This window comes from Stenotrophomonas sp. TWI169, from assembly GCF_039674705.1.
In the GTDB taxonomy this organism is placed as follows: domain Bacteria; phylum Pseudomonadota; class Gammaproteobacteria; order Xanthomonadales; family Xanthomonadaceae; genus Stenotrophomonas; species Stenotrophomonas maltophilia_P.
The window spans coordinates 165,184-180,933 of sequence record NZ_JBDJOB010000007.1 but is presented as its reverse complement, the minus strand read 5'-3'; the positions used below and the strand labels follow the sequence as shown (position 1 = coordinate 180,933).

13 protein-coding genes are annotated in these 15,750 nt (G+C 68.7%); 5 read left to right on the top strand and 8 right to left on the bottom strand.

Annotation, left to right across the window (positions count from 1 at the left end; genetic code table 11):
• Positions 1 to 102: 102 nt before the first annotated feature.
• The 8 genes from ABE543_RS08140 to map form a co-directional block, all read right to left on the bottom strand.
• Complete coding sequence (locus ABE543_RS08140) at positions 103 to 1,491, bottom strand: cation:proton antiporter (RefSeq protein ID WP_053518340.1); 1,389 nt, start codon at positions 1,489 to 1,491, stop codon at positions 103 to 105.
• Between the two features lie 82 nt (positions 1,492 to 1,573).
• The gene (asnB, locus tag ABE543_RS08135) at positions 1,574 to 3,265 is read right to left on the bottom strand and encodes an asparagine synthase B (RefSeq protein WP_053518338.1); all 1,692 of its coding nucleotides are present in this window, start codon (positions 3,263 to 3,265) and stop codon (positions 1,574 to 1,576) included.
• A 365-nt stretch (positions 3,266 to 3,630) separates the two neighbouring features.
• Positions 3,631 to 4,758 (bottom strand): succinyl-diaminopimelate desuccinylase, encoded by a 1,128-nt coding sequence (gene dapE, locus ABE543_RS08130; RefSeq protein WP_346475561.1) that lies wholly within the window; start codon positions 4,756 to 4,758, stop codon positions 3,631 to 3,633.
• Positions 4,755 to 5,126 carry an arsenate reductase gene (locus ABE543_RS08125; RefSeq protein WP_180875666.1) on the bottom strand — a complete coding sequence of 124 codons (372 nt, stop codon included), beginning with the start codon at positions 5,124 to 5,126 and terminating at the stop codon, positions 4,755 to 4,757. The genes dapE and ABE543_RS08125 overlap by 4 nt, the downstream gene beginning before the upstream one ends.
• Before the next feature lie 31 nt (positions 5,127 to 5,157).
• The gene (locus ABE543_RS08120) at positions 5,158 to 6,024 is read right to left on the bottom strand and encodes a hypothetical protein (RefSeq protein ID WP_197571304.1); all 867 of its coding nucleotides are present in this window, start codon (positions 6,022 to 6,024) and stop codon (positions 5,158 to 5,160) included.
• Between the two features lie 2 nt (positions 6,025 to 6,026).
• On the bottom strand, positions 6,027 to 7,076 hold the full coding sequence (dapD, locus tag ABE543_RS08115) for a 2,3,4,5-tetrahydropyridine-2,6-dicarboxylate N-succinyltransferase (protein WP_053518332.1): 1,050 nt from the start codon (positions 7,074 to 7,076) through the stop codon (positions 6,027 to 6,029).
• On the bottom strand, positions 7,076 to 9,706 hold the full coding sequence (locus ABE543_RS08110; protein WP_053518331.1) for a [protein-PII] uridylyltransferase: 2,631 nt from the start codon (positions 9,704 to 9,706) through the stop codon (positions 7,076 to 7,078). Before ABE543_RS08110 ends, dapD begins: the two co-directional genes overlap by 1 nt.
• Before the next feature lie 2 nt (positions 9,707 to 9,708).
• On the bottom strand, positions 9,709 to 10,485 hold the full coding sequence (gene map, locus ABE543_RS08105) for a type I methionyl aminopeptidase (protein WP_111185881.1): 777 nt from the start codon (positions 10,483 to 10,485) through the stop codon (positions 9,709 to 9,711).
• A gap of 240 nt (positions 10,486 to 10,725) precedes the next feature.
• Here map and ABE543_RS08100 point away from each other — a divergent pair, with 240 nt between their 5' ends.
• From ABE543_RS08100 to ABE543_RS08080, 5 genes are all read left to right on the top strand, one after another.
• Positions 10,726 to 11,256 (top strand): spore coat U domain-containing protein, encoded by a 531-nt coding sequence (locus ABE543_RS08100; protein ID WP_053518329.1) that lies wholly within the window; start codon positions 10,726 to 10,728, stop codon positions 11,254 to 11,256.
• Entirely contained in the window at positions 11,256 to 12,008 is a 753-nt protein-coding gene (locus tag ABE543_RS08095) for a molecular chaperone (RefSeq protein ID WP_346475560.1), read from the top strand. The genes ABE543_RS08100 and ABE543_RS08095 overlap by 1 nt, the downstream gene beginning before the upstream one ends.
• 7 nt (positions 12,009 to 12,015) lie before the next feature.
• A complete protein-coding gene (locus ABE543_RS08090; protein WP_197601103.1) occupies positions 12,016 to 14,370 on the top strand; it encodes a fimbria/pilus outer membrane usher protein in 2,355 nt (784 codons plus the stop codon).
• Positions 14,367 to 15,413, top strand: coding sequence for a spore coat protein U domain-containing protein (locus tag ABE543_RS08085; protein ID WP_197601082.1), 1,047 nt, complete (start codon positions 14,367 to 14,369; stop codon positions 15,411 to 15,413). The genes ABE543_RS08090 and ABE543_RS08085 overlap by 4 nt, the downstream gene beginning before the upstream one ends.
• A gap of 85 nt (positions 15,414 to 15,498) precedes the next feature.
• Positions 15,499 to 15,747 carry a hypothetical protein gene (locus tag ABE543_RS08080; protein ID WP_229765838.1) on the top strand — a complete coding sequence of 83 codons (249 nt, stop codon included), beginning with the start codon at positions 15,499 to 15,501 and terminating at the stop codon, positions 15,745 to 15,747.
• The last annotated feature ends 3 nt before the right edge of the window (positions 15,748 to 15,750 follow it).

Below are 15,750 nucleotides of genomic sequence, written 5' to 3'. Positions count from 1 at the left end.
CGCTGGGGCCGGGGTTATTGGGGGGTCGCCCCGGGCCTGGCCCGGCGCGGGCGCGGCGCGGCGGCACATCAACGCCCCGGGGATTGGCCCGGCGCTACCGGCTCAGGTGCGGCGGCGCTCGATCAGGTTCAACAACGGCCCGGTCATCGCAGTGGTCACCAGTGCCATGATCACCAGTACCGCGAACAGGCGATCCCCGAGCAGACCCAGCTCATAGCCCAGGTTGAGCACGATCAGTTCCATCAGGCCGCGCGTGTTCATCAGTGCTCCCAGCCGCCATGCCTCGCGGGCAGGCAGGCCGGTGCTGCGGGCGGCACTGAATGTGCCCAGCAGCTTGCCGGCCGTGGCCACCGCGATCACCACCAGACACAGCACGATGTCGCCGGCGTGCAGTGCGTCGGCGCGCATGCGCAGGCCGGTCATGGCGAAGAACAGGGGCAGCAGCAGGGTCACCGCGAACGGCTCGACGCGGGCCATCAGCAGTGCGCGCAGCGGCGCATTGGATGACACCGCCACGCCCGCAGCGAATGCACCGAACAACGCATGGATGCCCAGCATCTCGGTCACCAGCGCACTGGCCAGCGACAACAGCAGGATGCCCAGCAACCACCGTCCTTCGCGTCCTGCCACGACCTGCTGGCGGGCAAACCACGGTCTCACCAGGCCAAGCATCAGCACCACGAAGGCCACCACGCCCAGCAGGTTGAGGCTTGCCGGCAGCCAGCCACCGGCCTGTGCAGCCGCCACGATCAGCGCCAGCAGGCACCAGGCCGTGGCATCGCCGAGTGCCGCGCAGGCAATGGCGGTCTGTCCCAGCGGCGTATGGGTGATGCCGCGATCGGCGAGGATCCGCAGCAGCACCGGGAATGCCGTGATGCTCATCGATATCCCGACGAACAGCGCGAAGGACGTGAAGCCCACGCCCTGCGGACCGTGCTGCGGGTACAGCCAGATCGCCAGGGCCACGCCCAGCATGAATGGCACGGCGATACCGGCATGGCTGACGGTGAACGCGAACCGCCGTCGTCCGCGCAGTGCGGCCAGGTCGAGTTCGGCACCGGCCACCAGCAGAAACATCAGCACACCCAGCTGGCTGAGCAGGCCCAACGGCGCCAGCGACGCCGCCGGGAACAGCGCGCCATGCAACTGCGGCAACAGGCTGCCCAGCACCAACGGGCCCATCATCAGGCCTGCCGCCATTTCGCCGATCACCGCCGGCTGGCCGAAGCGCTTGAGCAGCGCTCCCGCGCCCTTGGCCACCAGCAGCAGTACCAGCAGCTGCAGCAGGAACAGGCCCAGCGGCGATGACAGATGCCGGGCCCAGCTGCCTTCGTCGGCAACCGTGGCGCGTGCGACCGCTTCAGGCGCCGCCGGCCCGGCATACCGCGCCAGCAGCAGGCCGGCCAGCAACGGCAGCCCGGCCCAGGCCACGTAGCGCCACCCCCACTTCATCGGCGGCGCCCGGCCCTCGCTCTGTACGTCCATGAACATTCCCCAATGTGCAGGGGGGCGATGATACGTCCTTGCCTGCGCCGACGCTGAGCGCCCGCCGGGCGTAGCCCGGCGCTGCCGGTCACGCCAGGGCCTGCTCGTGTACCCCGGCAATCGCCCGGCCGGACGGATCGGCCGCTGCGGCGAAACTCGCGTCCCAGGCAATCGCGGCCGGCGAGGAACAGGCGATCGATTTTCCACCCGGGACCGTTTCGGCCGCGGCCCTGCTCGGGAAGAACTGTTCGAACAGGTGGCGATAGTAGTACGCCTCCTTGGTCTGCGGCGGGTTGTGCGGGAAGCGCTTGTCGGCGGCGGCCAGTACCCGGTCGCTGACCTGCGCCTCGGCGTGCGCCTTCAATCCATCGATCCAGCCATAGCCGACGCCATCGCTGAACTGCTCCTTCTGGCGCCACAGGATGCTGTCCGGCAGATAGCCATCGAACGCTTCACGCAACACCGCCTTCTCGATACGGCGACCGCCGAAGCCGCTGCCTACCATCTTGTGCGCGGCGTCGATGCGCATCGCCACATCGAGGAAGTCGCGGTCCAGGAACGGCACGCGAGGCTCCACGCCCCAGGCCATCATCGACTTGTTGGCACGCAGGCAATCGTAGTTGTGCAGGGCATCGAGCTTGCGCACCAGCTCCTGGTGGAATTCGCGCGCGTCCGGTGCCTTGTGGAAGTACAGGTAGCCGCCGAAGATCTCGTCGCTGCCTTCGCCGGACAACACCATCTTCACCCCCATCGCCTTGATCCGCCGGGCCAGCAGGAACATCGGCGTGGACGCGCGGATGGTGGTGACATCGTAGGTTTCGATATGGCGGATCACCTCGGGGAGCACGTCGAGGCCTTCCTCGAAGGTGTACTCGAAGCCGTGGTGCACGGTGCCCAGCGCTTCGGCGGCGACGGCGGCGGCGGCCAGATCGGGCGATCCCTTCAGCCCGATCGCGAACGAATGCAGGCGCGGCCACCAGGCTTCGCTCTGGCCGCCATCCTCGATGCGGCGGCGGGCATAGCGGGCGGCGACGGCGGCCACCAGCGACGAATCCAGTCCACCGGACAGCAGCACGCCGTACGGCACGTCGCTCATCAGCTGGCGTTCCACCGCATGTTCAAAGGCCTGTCGCAGCTCGGCCAGATCGGCTTGGCGCCCTTCAACGTCCGCATACTCGCGCCAGGGCTGCTGGTAGTAGCGCACCAGTTCGCCACTGGCACTGTCGTAGTAATGACCCGGCGGGAACTGGGCAACGTCGGCACAGGTATCAACCAACGCTTTCATCTCCGAAGCCACCCGCAGGCGCCCCTGCGCGTCGTGCCCCCAGTACAGCGGCACCACGCCGACCGGATCGCGCGCCACCAGTACGCGACCGGCATCGCGGTCCCACAGCGCGAAGGCGAAGATGCCGTTGAGCTGCTCCAGCCAGCGGGACGGCGAGCCTCCCTGCCGGTACAGCGCGTTGATCACCTCGCAGTCCGAGCCGGTCTGGAAGTCGTAGGGGTGGGCCAGCGCGGCCTTGAGCAGCTGATGGTTGTAGATTTCGCCGTTGACCGCCAGCGCCAGCTGACCGTCCGCCGACAACAGCGGCTGCGAGCCACCCGCCGGATCGACGATGGCCAGCCGCTCGTGCACCAGCAGTGCACCTTCATCAAGGTAGACGCCGCTCCAGTCCGGGCCACGATGACGCTGCCGCTGCGACAGCTCCAACGCATGCCGGCGCAGGGCGGGAAGATCATCACCGGCCTGCAGGCCGAAGATTGCGAAGATCGAACACATGGGGGAACTCCTGTTGTCGGTTCTACGAGGGCAAGGTGTTCGACCGGCCATCCAGGCCCGGGTAGCGCTGCGCCCGGGCACAAAAAAACCCGCATCGGCCGATGCGGGTTTTCTGGTGTCCGGGCGTGTGTTGCTGTCTATCTACCCAGGGCGCAGTCCCGCATCGGCCGCGCACGATTATTCGCGCGCAGATTATTGCGGTTGTTGTTGACGGCGGTGGCCAGGCGGATCGACATGACCCGACCCTAACCCGGTTTCCGGGGCCGCGCAACAGTTGCGTTGGCAACCAGGTGCGTCGTACGCCGGGCATGGCCCGGCGCTACCGTCGGCCAAGGGCGGCGCCGGGCCCGGCCCGGCGTCGTGCCTCACACCAGCAGGCGCTCGACCAGCCGCAGGTACAGGCCCGGCAGGGCCTCAAGCTCGTCCACACGCACGTTCTCGTCCACCTGGTGAATGCTGGCGTTGACCGGTCCCACTTCGATGCACTGCGCGCCCAAGGGCGCGATGAAGCGGGCGTCGGACGTTCCGCCACCGGTGCTTTCTTCCGGCGCACCGCCGATGTGATCGGCCAGCACGGCGCGCGCGGCGGCACGCAGCGTGCCTTCGGGCGTGTAGAACGGCTCGCCGCTGCGGTGCCACTTCAGCGTGTACTGCAGGCCGTGACGGTCCAGCACCGCGATGATCTCCGCTTCCAGTTTCGGCGCATCCCAATGCGGGTTGTAGCGGACGTTGAAATCCACTTCCAGCTCGCCCGGAATCACGTTGTTGGCACCGGTGCCGCCATGGATGTTGGAGATCTGCAGGCTGGTCGGCGGAAAGCTCTCGTAACCCTCGTCCCAGCGCCGCGCACTCAGTTCGGCCAACGCCGGCGCCGCCTGGTGGATCGGGTTGCGTGCCTTCTCCGGGTAGGCCACATGGCCCTGCACGCCCTGCACGCGCAACTTCGCCGACAGGCTGCCGCGGCGGCCGACGCGGAGCAGATCGCCCAGCGTTGCGGTCGACGAGGGTTCGCCGGTGATGCACCAGTCGATGCGCTGGCCACGCTCTGCGAACAGGCGCGCGACATGGCGCACGCCGTCGATCGCATCGCCCTCCTCGTCACTGGTCAGCAGCACCGCCAGCGTTCCCGCATGATGAGGGTGGGCTGCGGCGAACTGCTCGGCCGCGATCACGAACGCGGCTACGCTGCCCTTCATGTCGGCCGCGCCACGGCCGTACAGCACGCCATCGCGGATCTTCGGGACGAACGGATCGCTCTGCCAGGCCTCGCGCGGTCCCGGTGGCACCACGTCGGTGTGGCCCAGCAGGACCAGCACCGGCGCACCGCTGCCATGGGTCGCCCAGAGGTTGTCGACGTCGCCCAGGCGCAGGTGCTCGCAGTCGAACCCTGCACGCTGCAGCCGCGCCGCAAGCAGCGCCTGGCAGCCGGCATCGTCCGGCGTGACCGATGGCCGTGCGATCAGCTCGCAGGCCAGGTCCAGCACCGCGCTCACGCGCCACCCACGCCGAAGCGCGCCTTGAACCCGTTGTCGCTGAATCCCTGGCTGACCTTGCCGTCGGACGTCACCACCAGCGGGCGCTTGATCAGCTGCGGGTACTCGCGCAGCAGCAGCTTCCACTCGGCATCGGAGGCGGCCGCCTTGCGGTTGTCCGGCAGTTGCCGCCAGGTGGTCGATGACCGGTTGACCATCGCGGACAGGCCGCCCAGCTGCGCGGCCCACTCGACCAGCGTTTCCGGGCCGGGCTTGGTCTCGCGGTAGTCGACGAAGGTGTATGGCACGCCGAAGCGGTCCAGCCACTTGGTCGCCTTCTTGCAGGTATCGCAGTTCTTCAATCCGTAGACAGTGGTGCTCATGGCCATCGGCAATGCTGGAAAACAGAGGGTCAGAATCTCACAACAGACGCTCGGACACGACCCGGAACAGCACGCGTGGCAGGTGGAAGGCCAGCCCGTCGGGCAGCGCAACGCCCATCGCCTGCAAGCGTGGGCACTGCAGCGTACCCTGCAGGTGCAGCGGCCGCAGATGGGTCAGCTCCACCGGCAGGTCGATGCGGGTGCTGGCCCAGTGCCCGTCACAGGTACGGGCGATGGCCTCGTCCTGGCAGGTCAGGAAACGCAGCAGGGCGTGATGGCCGCCAAAGGCCGCCGACCACGTGGCATCGTCCCAGCCTGCGGCAACCTGCCACTGCAGTCGAAGCGCCGGCGCGCTGCCGTGCCCACCTTCGATCAGGGTATGGCCGCCGCCATCGGCCTCGAGCACATGCGCGAAGCGCACGGAGAGGTGAGGTTGCATGGCATCGCTGAAGGCACGCGCACCGGCGACGAAGGCCAGCTGATCCATCACGTTGCGGTCGAACAGCACGACCGGCGTGCCGTCCGGATCGTCGTCGCGGCGCAGGTACCAGCGCCAGTTGCTCTGCTGCGGCGATGGCATCAGCGCCCGCAGAGGGCCGGCCAGGGCCGGCCCGAAGTGACCGTGCCGATAGCTGAGGATGGTGTAAGGCGTACGACCGGCATGGACCACGTAGTGATGGCCAGGTGGCGGTGACGGCGCATGGCGCACATCGACCCACCAGCTGGCGTAGATCACATCGCGCACATCGCTGGCCAGCGCCGGCATCGGCCAGCGCCGCGACAGTGCGCGGCGCAGCCGGGTCCAGCGCGGTGCGTGCAGCAGGCGCGGCAGCATCCGCGCGAACACGTTGTCGAACGGATGCCGGTAGATCGCGGACTGCGCCAGGTCGTCCGGCGCAGTCATCGTCAGTCCGCCAGGCCGCGCAGAAGATCGTTGACGCTGGTCTTGCTGCGGGTGCGGGCATCGACCTGCTTGACGATCACCGCGCAGTACAGCGAGTGCGTGCCGTCCTTGCTCGGCAGCGAGCCCGACACCACCACGCTGTACGGCGGGATGTAGCCGTAGGTGATCTCGCCGGTGGCGCGGTTGTAGATGCGGGTGCTCTGGCTGAGGAACACGCCCATGCCGATCACGCTGTGGTGGCCGACCACTACGCCCTCCACCACTTCCGAACGCGCGCCGATGAAGCAATGGTCTTCGATGATGGTCGGGCTGGCCTGCAGCGGTTCGAGCACGCCGCCGATGCCGGCGCCACCGGACAGGTGGCAATGCTGGCCGATCTGCGCACAGGAACCGACGGTGGCCCAGGTATCGACCATGGTGCCCTCGCCGACATGGGCGCCGATGTTGGTGAAGCTCGGCATCAGCACCACATCCTTGCCGAAGTAGGTACCCCGGCGCGCGATCGCGCCCGGCACCACGCGTACCCCGGCACGACGGAATTTCGCTTCGTCGTACCCGGCAAAGCGCGATTCGACCTTGTCCCAGAACGGGGCCGGACGGGCGTCGACCACTGCCATGTCATTGACACGGAAGTACAGCAGCACCGCCTTCTTCAGCCATTCGTTGACCTTCCAGCCCCCCTGCCCGTCCGGCTCGGCGACACGGAACTCGCCGCTTTCCAGGCCGTCGATCACGCGGTTGACCAGCACCCGGGTCGAGCCCTCCAGCTCATGCAGGGTCAGCGTCGCGCGGCGCTCGAAGGCGCTTTCGATGCCGAACTTCAGTTCTTCCACGCCCGGCGCGGCCGGCCTGCGCAGCGACTTGCGGGCGATGGTCTCGGCGCGCGCGGCTTCCGCGCTCTTGGCCGGGGCCTTCTTCGGCGCCGGCTTCTTCGCGGCAGCCACCTTCTTCACCGGGGCAACGGTCTTCTTTGCGGCCGTCGCGGCAGTGGTCTTTCGGGCCGCCGCGCTCTTGGCGGTCGCGGCGGTCTTCTTTGCAGGCTTGGTGGCCATCAGGTGGGGTCTCCGGCGTTTCGATCAGGGTCCAGGCAGGCCAGCATCGCGTCATGCAGCTGCTGCCGGGCGGGTTCGGTCAGGGGGAGGTCGTGTTCGTCACTGATCACGAAGGTGTCTTCGGCGCGTTCGCCGAACGTGGCAATGCGCGCGTCATGCACGCGCAGGCCCTGGTTGCGCAGCACGAACGCCACGTCGGCCAGCAGGCCGGGGCGGTCGGGTGCGACCAGGGCGAATCGGGTTGCGCCGGGCTCATCGCGGAACTCGATGCGCGGCACGAAGCGGAAGTGACGCAGCTGCCGCGGCACCACCCGCCGCGACGGGCGCAGACGGCCCAGGTCACCGGCCAGCGCCTCGCGCAGCGCAGCTTCCAGGTTGGCGCTGCTGCCATCGGCGAAGGTATCGGCGGGGCTGACCTCAAAGGTATCGAAGATGGTGCCCGCGGGGCCGTCCAGTACCCGTGCGCGATGGATGCCGTAGCCCTTGCGGTCCAGCGTCATCACGATGGCAGCAAACAGGCCGTCGCGATCCGGCGAATGCACGAACACTTCCAGCGCGGGGTCGTCGACGCTGATGCGGCGCACCTTCACCAGCGCCTGGCCCTGCTTCACCGGGACCAGCGCAGCGGCCTGCCAGGCCAGCTGCTCCGGACGCAGGCGGATGAAGCCTTCATCAGGCATGACGGCGAACTGGCGGTCGATCGTGGCGTCGTCATAGCCCTGTTCGCGTACCAGCGCGCGCACGCTGTCACGCGCCTCGGCAACGCGCTCGGCGGCCGGCACCGGATGCTCCAGGCCCTCGCGCAGTGCGCGCCGCGTGGCGAAGTACAGATCGGCCAGCAGCCGGTCCTTCCAGGCGTTCCACAGCTTGGGGCTGGTGCCGGCGATGTCGGCGCAGGTCAGCAGGTACAGGTAGTCGAGGCGGTCGCGGCTGCCGACCAGGGTTGCGAAACGATGGATCACGGCCGGATCGGCGATGTCCTGCTTCTGCGCTGTCACCGACATGCGCAGGTGCTGTTCGACCAGCCACGCCACCAGTTCGGTATCCGAGGCGCTGAGCGCATGCGCCTGGCAGAACGCGCGCGCATCCACCGCTCCCAGCTCGGAATGATCGCCGCCGCGGCCCTTGGCAATGTCATGGAACAGCCCGGCCAGCAGCAGCAGCTCCGGCTTGCGCAGCCGCGGCCACACTTCATGCGCGATCGAGAAGCGCTCGTCGGCACGGCTGCTGGCGAACTGGCCGATATTGCGCAGAACCATCAGCGTGTGCTGATCGACGGTGTAGACGTGGAACAGGTCGAACTGCATGCGCCCGCTGACCTGGGCGAACGCGGGAATCCACTGGCCCAGCACACCCAGCCGGGCCATCCGCGAGAGCGTGTCGACCGGGCGCTGGCCACGCAGCAGCGCCATGAACTGCTCACGCGCATCGGCATCGGCCTGGTCATAGGCGGGCAGCAGCGGCAGCGACTCGGCCAGTGCGCGAGCGGTCAGCGAATGCAGGCCACGCACCTGCGGGTTGTTGGCCCAGCCGGCGAACAGGGCGAACACCTGGCCGATGTCGCCGCGCGGCCACGCCGCCTCGTTCGCCGCCAGATAGCCGCGGCGCAGCGAGAAACCCACGGTCAGCGGTTCCGGCAGCGCTTCGCCGTCGAACTGCTCCTCGAAGCGCTGCAGCAGGCGGTCGCTGATCCGGCGCACCACCGAAGCGGCGCGATAGAACCCCTGCATCATCTTCTCGACGCCCAGGTTCTCGGCGTCGTCCTCAAAACCCAGCCGCGCGGCCAGTGTCTTCTGGTAATCGAAGCGGAGGCGCTCCTCCGGCCGCCGTGCCACCAGGTGCAGGCCGAAGCGCAGGCGCGCCAGCACCGCGCGCTCCCGCTGGAGCGCCGCGGCTTCGTCGGCACCCAGATGGCCCAGCCCGACCAGCGCCTCAAGGTCGCGAACGCCGAACGCGCGCAGCGCCATCCACCCCAGCGTATTGAGATCACGCAGCCCGCCGGGGCCATCCTTCAGATCGGGCTCGAGGTTGTCGGCGGTATCGCCGAAACGCTGGTGGCGGTTGCGCAGTTCCTCCAGCTTGGCCAGGAAGAAGGTGCGCGCCGGCCACAGTCCGCTGTCGTCGTCGGTTGCTTCGCGCAGCGCCCGGCGCGCCGCATCGTCGGCCAGGATCGGGCGCGCTTCGATCAGCGCGGTCAGCACGGTCTGGTCGGCGGCCGCCTCGCGGCACTGCGCCGCCGAGCGCACGGCATGGCTGACCGCCAATCCGCAATCCCACAGCAGGGCGAACAACCGGGCCAGGCCCGCCTCGTGGGCGAGCTGCGCTGGCGGCGCGCCGAACACCAGCAGATCGATGTCAGACCGTGGGAACAGCTCACCACGGCCGTAGCCGCCCACCGCGAACAGGGACAGCCCGCTGTCGGACGGCAGACAGCGCTGCCACGCCAGCCGGATCAGGTGATCGGCCGCGCGCGCGCGCAGCGCCAGCAGGCGCTCGATATTGTCGCCCTGGTCGAAACGGCGGTACAGCCGCGCATCGGCCTGCTGCAGCGCCTGCCGTGCAGCCGAAGCCCAGTCCGGGTCGTTGAGCGACGCGGCCGGCGTGTCCAGCAGCGAACTCGCCGGCAGCATCCTCAGGAGACCTGCGATTCGCCCGGCGACAGGGTCAGCACGTCAACGCCGGTCTCGGTGACCGCGATCATGTGCTCCCACTGCGCCGACAGCTTGCGGTCCTTGGTCACCACGGTCCAGCCATCCGGCAGCACCTTGTTGTAGCGGGTGCCCTCGTTGATCATCGGCTCGATGGTGAAGGTCATGCCCGGCTGCAGCACCAGGCCCTGCCCCGGGCGACCGTAATGCACCACCTGCGGCTCGTCGTGATAGACCTTGCCGATGCCGTGGCCGCAGTACTCGCGCACCACGCTGAAGCGCTCGCCTTCGGCATAGCTCTGGATCGCGTGGCCGATGTCGCCCAGGGTCGCCCCCGGACGTACCGCGCGGATGCCGCGCCACATCGCTTCGTAGGTGGTCTCCACCAGGCGGCGCGCCATCACCGACGGTGTGCCGACGAAGTACATGCGACTGGTATCGCCGTGCCAGCCATCCTTGATGACGGTCACGTCGATGTTGACGATGTCGCCGTCCTTGAGCACCTTGCCTTCGCTCGGGATGCCGTGGCAGATGACATTGTTGACCGAGGTGCACACGGTCTTGGGGAAGCCGCGGTAGCCGACGTTGGCCGGAATGGCGCCCTGCACGTTGACGATATGGTCATGGCAGATGCGGTCCAGTTCCTCGGTGGTGACACCGGGCTTGACGTGGGGGGTGACGATGTCCAGCACTTCGCTGGCCAGGCGGCCGGCGATGCGCATCATCTCGATTTCCTGCGGGGTTTTCAGATTCACGCTCATGGCGCCCATTATCGCCGATCCGGCCGCAATCTGAACGAACGCCACCCAACTGGACGTTCCCGGCCATGCACAGTTCCGGCAAGGCGAGCGAAAGCGTGATCGCGCCCACATTCCGCAGCCCCTGTTTATCACGGATTACAGACACTTGGCGGTCCTAAGCTGACGCCAGCGTCGCCGAAGCGGCCCCGAACGTGCCGCCTTCGCCTTGTTCAACGGACCTTCGGGTCAAGGAGGTTGTCCATGCGAATCCCACTGCGCTCCTCCCTTGCCGGGGCCATGACCGCGCTGCTGCTGGCCGGCCCGGCGCTGGCGGCCGATACCACCACCTTCAACGTCACCCTCGTGGTCACCAAGGCCTGCACGATCACGGCCGCGGCCGCCACCAACGTCGACTTCGGTACCGCCGCATCGACCACCGCGATACCTACCCTGGGCCAGGGCACGGTGACCGCCCAGTGCTCTGCGCTGACCCCGTATACGATCGCGCTGAACGCGGGTGCGAACGCCGGTACGGCCGGCGACGTCACCACCCGGCGCATGAAGAACACCGACGCGGCGGTGACCGCCAACAACTACGTCGGTTACCAGCTGTACCGCGACGCGGCACACAGCCTGGTCTGGGGGTCGACGACCGGCACCAATACCCAGGCCGGCATCGGCACGGGCCTGGCGGTCCCCTACATCGTCTACGGCCAGATCCTGAACCTGAGCACCAACAACGCGGCCGCCGGCAACTACCTGGACACGATCACCGCCACGATTACTTATTGATGGAGCACGCCTCCATGTCCCGACCCCGCCTGTGGCGCGCCGCCGGCGTGGCGTTGCTCGCCTGCCTGCTGGCCAGCGCCGTGGCCACCTCCGCTGCCACCAGCCTGCAGGTCGCGCCCACCACCCTGCAGCTGGAGCCCCGCCAGCGTGCCGCCGAGCTGTGGCTGACCAACAGCGGGACCGCGCCGGTGAAGCTGCAGGTGCGGGTGTTCCGCTGGGTCCAGCAGGATGGCAGGGAGCAGCTGCTGCCTGCCGATGGGCTGCTGGCAACTCCACCGATGCAGGAACTGGCCGCAGGCCAGCAGCAGCTGGTGCGGGTGATGCGCACGGACAGCGAGGCACCGGCCTCCCAGCAGCATTACCGCCTGATCGTCGACGAAGTGCCGGACCTGGCCACCCGCGCCAGCGGCATGCAGTTCGTGCTGCGCTATTCGATCCCGGTATTCATCCAGCCGACTGGGGGCACGCCGGCACCGCGCCTGCAGGCACGCCTGCTGCGGCTGGACGATGGTCGCAGTGGCGTCGAGATCGGCAATTCCGGCGACAGCTACGCGCAGATCGCCGACCTGGCGCTGGGCAGTGTCGAACGCCCGCGTATCGTCCACCCCGGCCTGCTGGGCTATGTGCTGCCCGGCCAAGTGATGCGCTGGCCCGTGGAGCGCACGGCTGTCGACCGGGACAACGACCAGATCACGGCCAAGATCAATGGCGAGTCGACGCAGACACCGCTATCGCCGCCACCGGCTCGCTGAGGCGGTGGTGGGCACGGTGCTCGCTGCCGCGTGGGTTCCCGCGGCTCCGGCTGCCGACGTGTCCGGCATCTCCGGCGTCTCCGCCGATGCCCTGCTGCCTCCCCCGACACCCCTGACGGCCAGCCAGACGCTGTACCTGGACGTCTCGCTGAACAGCACGCCGCGCGGCCTGCTGCCCTTCACTGAAGCACGCGGCCGCCTGCAGGCCAGCCCGGAGGTGCTGCGCCAGCTCGGCTTCAGTGCCACCGGCGATGCACCGGTGTTTCTGGATCAGATCAGCGGCGTGGTCGCGCGCTACGACGCCCAGCTGCAGACACTGGCGCTGGATGTGCCGCTGGACCAGCTGACCCTGCCCACCACCCTGCTCGGCCGCCCGCAGGTGCGTACGCCGGCCGGCAGCGCCTCGCCGGGCCTGCTGCTCAACTACGACGTGTACGGCAGCCGCATCGAAACACTCGGTAACCTTACCCTGAGCTCGGAACTGCGCCTGTTCGGCGTCGGCAGCGGCACCTTCGAGAACACGGCGGTCACCCGTCGCTACCAGCAGCCGGACGACCGTCGCTGGCGCAGCGAAAGCGTGCGCCTGGATACGCACTGGACACTGGATTTCCCCGAATCGGCGACCACGCTGGAGATCGGTGATTTCTACAGCGGCTTTGTCGACTGGACCCGGCCGGTGCGCCTGGGCGGCGTGCAGGTCGGACGCAACTACGGGCTGCAGCCCTACCGCGTGCTGACACCGACGCCCGGATTCCTGGGCGAGGCGGTGGTGCCGTCAACGGTGGAGCTGTACGTCGACGGGTTGCGCCAGTACAGCGGCCAGGTGCCGGTCGGACCGTTCCAGCTGGCGGCACAGCCGGGCATCAGCGGCACCGGCACCGCGCAGGTCGTGGTGACCGATGCCTTCGGCCGCATGCAGACGCTGGATTTCAGCTTCTATGGCACCCAGCAGCTGCTGGCCAAGGGCCTGTCGGACTGGTCGGTCGGTGCCGGACAACTGCGCGAAGCGTTCGGCGAGCGCTCCTTCGAGTACGACAGCCGCACGGTGGCCAGTGCCAGCTGGCGTGGTGGCATCAGTGACACCTTTACCGGCGAAGCGCACGCCGAAGGCGGTGGCGGCCTGCTGCAGGCCGGCGTCGGTGGCTGGTGGCTGGCGGGCGAGGCCGGCGTGTTCAATGCCGCCTACGCGCACAGCCGCCTGCAGGGCCTGCAGGGCGGCCAATGGGCACTGGGCTACAGCTGGAACAACCGCCGCTTCAATTTCAATGTGCGCAGCGTACGCACCCACGGCGACTACCGCGATCTGGGCGCGCTGCAGGACAATCTGCCCCCGCGCATCAGCGAACAGGCCACTGCCGGTCTCGATCTGCTGGGGCTGGGAACGCTGAGCGCAAGCTACCTGCGGCTGCGCTACCCCGATGGCGACGACAACCGCTATGCCAGCCTGTTCTGGTCGCGTACCTGGAGCCAGCGCTGGTCGGCCTACCTGTCGGTCAACCAGAACCTGGACACCAGTGACGACCGCAACATCTACCTGTCAGTGAGCGCCAGCCTCGGCAACAACCGCCAGGCCAGCCTCTCCAGCCAGCGCAACGGCGACAGCCAGGCCTGGGTGGCCGATATCACCCAGCCGGTTCCCGGCGATGGCAGTGCCGGCGGCATCGGCTGGCGCGCGCAGGTGCGCGGGGGTGACGAGGGCACAGGCGGCCTGGCCGAGGTCGGCATCCTCAACGACGTGGGGCGTTACGCGCTCGGCGCATCGCGCCAGGCCGGCATTGACTACGCCTATGCCAGCGCCAGCGGCAGCCTGGTGTGGATGGACGGGCACACCTTTGCCACCCGCGAGGTCTCCGACGCCTTCGCGGTGGTCAGCACCAGCGGCGTCGCCGGTGTCCCGGTACGGCTGGAAAACCGCCTGATCGGCGTCACCGACGACCGTGGCCTGCTGCTGGTCAGCCCCCTGCTGTCGTGGCAGCGCAACCGGGTCTCCATCGACACTCTCGACCTGCCGGCGGACATGCGCGCCGACCGCGTCGAGGACTGGGTGACACCCCGCCAGCGCGCCGGCACCGGCGTGACGTTCCATCTGCGCTCGCGGCCGTCGCTGACCCTGGTCCTGCAGGACATGGCCGGACAACCGCTGGAGGTGGGCAGCGAAGTGCAGCTGCCGCAGGGTCGCCAGGCCACCGTCGGCTACGACGGCCTGCTGTACCTGGAGGACGTGGCGCCGGGCAGCGTGCTGTACATCACCACCAGCCGCAGCCAGTGCCGGGTGAAAGTGCCGGCCACACCGGAAGTGGCTGCCAGCGGCGCCCGGCCCCGCCCGGCACCGGTACCGTGCATTCCCGAGGTGGCGCCATGAAGGTGCCCCTGCTCGGCCTGCTGCTCGTGCTCGGCCTGCTGGCCGCCACACCGGCGCACGCGGCGGCGGTGTGCACGGCCACCGCCAACCCCACCCTGCCGTTCGGCAACGTCAACAGCAATGCCCCCGGCCCCACCTCGGCCACGCTGAACATCACCGTCACCTGCACGACGGCGGCGCTGAGCCTGCTGGCCACCACCGGCGTGCGCGTGTGCGTGGGCATCGGTGCCGGCAGCGGCGGTGGCAGCAGCAGCACCTGGCGGACCCTGCGCACCAGTACCGGCACCCCTCCCGACACCCTGAACTTCCAGCTCTACAACAATGCCGGCTACAGCCAGGTCACCGGCCTGGTTCCCCGCGGTACGCCGCCAGCGCAGGAGCTGACCATGACCTACAACGTGCCGCTGGTGGTCGGCGGCAGCGGCGCGCAGTCCACCCAGCTGTTCGCACAGATCCCGGCCAACCAGGTGCTGGCCGCGGGCAACTACAGCAGCACCTTCAGCGGCGCCGACGTGGTGCTGACCTGGGCCTGGAACGAAGTGCTGCTCGGCAACGCCACCGTACCGGCCACCTGCAACGGCGGCGCCACCGGTACCAACAGCGCCAGCGCGGCCTTCAGCTTCACCGCGACCGCGACCGTGCTGCCACAGTGCGGCAGCTACCTCACCACCCCTCTGGACTTCGGCAACGTCACCGGCAGCATCACCAGCAACATCGACCAGACCGCCACCCTGACCCTGACCTGCCTGAAGAACACGGCATTCCAGATCGGCCTGGACAACGGCCAGAACAATCCCCCGGCCACCCCGACCCGGCGCATGCGCACCACCATCGGGGGCAGCAGTTACTACCTGGCCTATGAACTGTACCGCGACAGCGCACGCAACCAGCGCTGGGGCAACGCGCTCACGGTCGATACCGCCAGCGGAACCGGTACCGGCAGTGCGCAGCAGCTGACGATCTACGGCCGGGTGCCGCCGGTCACCGGCCAGCCGCCGGCAGGTACCTACAACGATGTGGTGCAGGTGACGATCACCTACTAATCCGGTGCCGGGAGCACCTGCCCCTACAGATCCGGCGCGCCCGGCCGATAGCGTCCAGCAGGTATCCCGGCACGGTGGATGACAGGTGGTTCGCGCAGTTCCGATCCTGGCGATGATGCTCGCCGCCCCCCTGGCCTGGGCCGAGCCGGCAGCCCCGGTGCAGGTGCGCCTGGTCGTAGTGGAAGCCTGCCAGGGCGATGCCGGCGGCCGCGCGTGTGCCGTTCCGCACCAGCGCAGCGATGCCCCGCAGCTGCCGGCACAGCTGCGTGAACTCGCCCCCGCGCCAGCCTCGCCCACCGACGACGCTTCCGCCGCGCCGACATTCATCTACTGATGC